The sequence below is a fragment of the Micromonospora sp. NPDC049799 genome (assembly GCF_040656655.1).
Lineage (GTDB): Bacteria > Actinomycetota > Actinomycetes > Mycobacteriales > Micromonosporaceae > Micromonospora.
In genome coordinates this window covers 1-2,280 of record NZ_JBFAMU010000666.1, presented here as the reverse complement: position 1 = coordinate 2,280, position 2,280 = coordinate 1, and the positions used below count along the sequence as shown (strand labels likewise).

The 2,280-nt window shown below is 72.1% G+C and carries 2 protein-coding genes and 1 pseudogene; 1 reads left to right on the top strand and 2 read right to left on the bottom strand.

The window, feature by feature from the left end:
* Together AB0I76_RS27970 and AB0I76_RS27965 are read right to left on the bottom strand one after the other, a co-directional pair.
* On the bottom strand, positions 1-843 hold an 843-nt coding region (locus AB0I76_RS27970; protein WP_357041546.1), incomplete at its 3' end, for a siderophore-interacting protein.
* Positions 843-1,877: an ABC transporter substrate-binding protein gene (locus tag AB0I76_RS27965; RefSeq protein ID WP_357041543.1), complete on the bottom strand. Its 1,035-nt coding sequence runs from the start codon at positions 1,875-1,877 to the stop codon at positions 843-845. The genes AB0I76_RS27970 and AB0I76_RS27965, both read right to left, overlap by 1 nt.
* Before the next feature lie 70 nt (positions 1,878-1,947).
* Between AB0I76_RS27965 and AB0I76_RS27960 the strand changes: the two are divergent.
* A pseudogene (locus tag AB0I76_RS27960) lies at positions 1,948-2,214 on the top strand (iron ABC transporter permease); the annotation flags it as partial.
* Between the last annotated feature and the right edge of the window lie 66 nt (positions 2,215-2,280).

Here is a 2,280-nt window from a genome sequence, read left to right as displayed (position 1 = left end):
ACGAGCTCGTCCTGACCGAAACGGTGGTGGCACTTCGATGACGTACCGACGCTGGTTCGTGGTGGGGGTGGTATCCAGGCCGCGGTCGGCGACGAGGTGGCGCCGGACCGCGCGGACCATCGACGATTCGCCGGCGATCCAGGCGTACGGGTTGTCGGTCGGCAGTCGCGCGGCGCGCACGGCGTCGGCGAGCAGGGTGCTTCCGGCGGGGGTGCCACCGCGCACGATCCAGCTCACCTCGGCGTGGGCGTCGGTGGGCAGGTCCTGGATGTCGCCCGGGTCCGGGACCTCGACGAAGGCGCGGACCCGGGTCCCGGCGGGCAGCCAGGCGAGGATGCCACCGACCGCTGGGAGCGCGGTCTCGTCGGCCACCAGCAGCACGTGGTCGGTGTCGTCCGGCGGCCGGAAGCAGACGCTGCGGTTGTCGTGCACGGCCGGTCCGAGCAGGACGACGCGGTCGCCGGGGCGGGCCCGGCCGGCCCAGCGGGTGGCCGGACCGGTGTCGCCGTGCCGGACGAAGTCGATGTCCACCTCGGACGCCTCGGGCCGCTGCTCCCGGATCGTGTAGGAGCGCATCACCGCCCGCACGGCGGGGTCCATCGTCCGGTACGCGGTGAACCAGTCCTCCTCCGCCTCCCCCGGCAGCACCGGTTCACTCTGGCCCGGGTGCGGGAGGAAGACCGACACGCTCTGGTCCCGGCCGCCGCCGGCGAAGCCGGCCAGCTCCGGCCCGCCGAGGGTGACCCGCACCAGCGAGGTGCCGACGGTACGCACGGCGACGACCTGCGCGGCGAAGAGGCGGTACTGGAGGGCGACCGGATCGGCGGTGCTGCTGGTCGCCATCAGCTGACCTTCCGGGCGCCCTGGATGGCCTTGGCCAGATTCTCCAGGAGCGGGGCGGCGCCGGCGTACGAGAAGCGGGGCACGGCGTCCCACGGGGTGACCTGGTTGGCCCGGACCGCCGGAAGCTGGGTCCAGGTGGGCCGCGCGGCGAGGTCCTTGGGCTGCAGGGCGGTGCTGCGGTTGTCCAGCAGGATCAGGTCGGCCGGGAACTTGCCGGCGTTCTCCCAGCTCAGCGCCTCGAAGTAGTCGCCGGCTTCCAGCTTGGTGGGAACCACGATGTCGACGCCGAGCTCGGCGAAGTACATCAGGTCGGTGCTCACCTTCGGGTTGGAGACGTAGAACAGGTCAGGGCTGCCGGAGCAGGCCATGACCTTGATGCCGGGGTTCGCCCTCACGGCCTGTCGCACCGACTCGGCGGCGGCGTCGAACCGGGCCCGGGCGTCGGTCACCTTCTTCGCCGACAGGTCGGCGCCGAGGGACTCGGCGAGCTGCGCGTACCGCTCGATCGGCTTGGTCATCGGCACCCGGGCGGTGGTGACGGCCACGCTGGGCGCGAGCGGGAGGATCTTGTCCTTGCTCTCGTCCGGCACGTACCACAGGGCACCCGGGTCGTACATGTGGGTGACCAGCAGGTCGGGGCGCAGGGCGGCGTACTTCTCCAGGTTGAACTCGCCCCAGACGTTGCCCAGGATCTCCACGCCCTCGACGTTCAGGTCACCGGCCTGCGGGTCCCTGGTGCCGTCGGCGCGCTTCGTCTCGCCGAAGACACCGACGATCTGCTTGTCGAGTCCGAAGTCGACCAGGGCGGCGGCGACCCCGGTGAAGGCCACGACCCGGGTCGGGCCGGCCGCCGCGTCGACCTTCGTGCCCCGGTCGTCGGTGAACGACCACGGACCGCCCGAGCTGCCGGCCGACGGGGTGGAGGAGGTGTCGTCACGGCCGCAGCCGCCGAGCAGGGCGGCCAGGGTGGCGGCCCCACCGGCGGCGAGGAGGCCACGGCGGGTGAGTCGGCGGGCGGGTACGGGATGCGGCATGGTGTCGTCTTTCGATCAGGGTCCGGGATGACCATGGACAGCAGCGGTTAGGTTAACCTAACCTAAGTCGCTGTCAAGACCCGTTCGGCGATCCCGCACCACACCGGAGCCCACACTGTCCGTCACGTATCCCTCACTCAAGGCTCCCGTCGCCGCGCCCTCGTCACCGCCACCAGGGCGCCGTACCGCCGGGCGGGCCACCGGGCTGGCCCTGTCCGTGCTGCTGCTCGGCACGGTGGCGGTGTTCAGCATCGCGGTCGGCGCGAAGCAGCTTCCGCTCACCGACGTGTGGCAGGGCCTGCTGCACCGCGACGCCGCCGAGTACGCCGTCGTGCACCCCGCCGCCCACCCGAGCGCCGCCATCGACTCGTAGAGCAGGAAGAGCCGGTACGGGTAACCGCGG

Bases quoted from the DNA above. Each gene is read 5' to 3' on its own strand.
- AB0I76_RS27965 (WP_357041543.1), bottom strand. From the start codon at position 1,877: ATGCCGCATCCCGTACCCGCCCGCCGACTCACCCGCCGTGGCCTCCTC.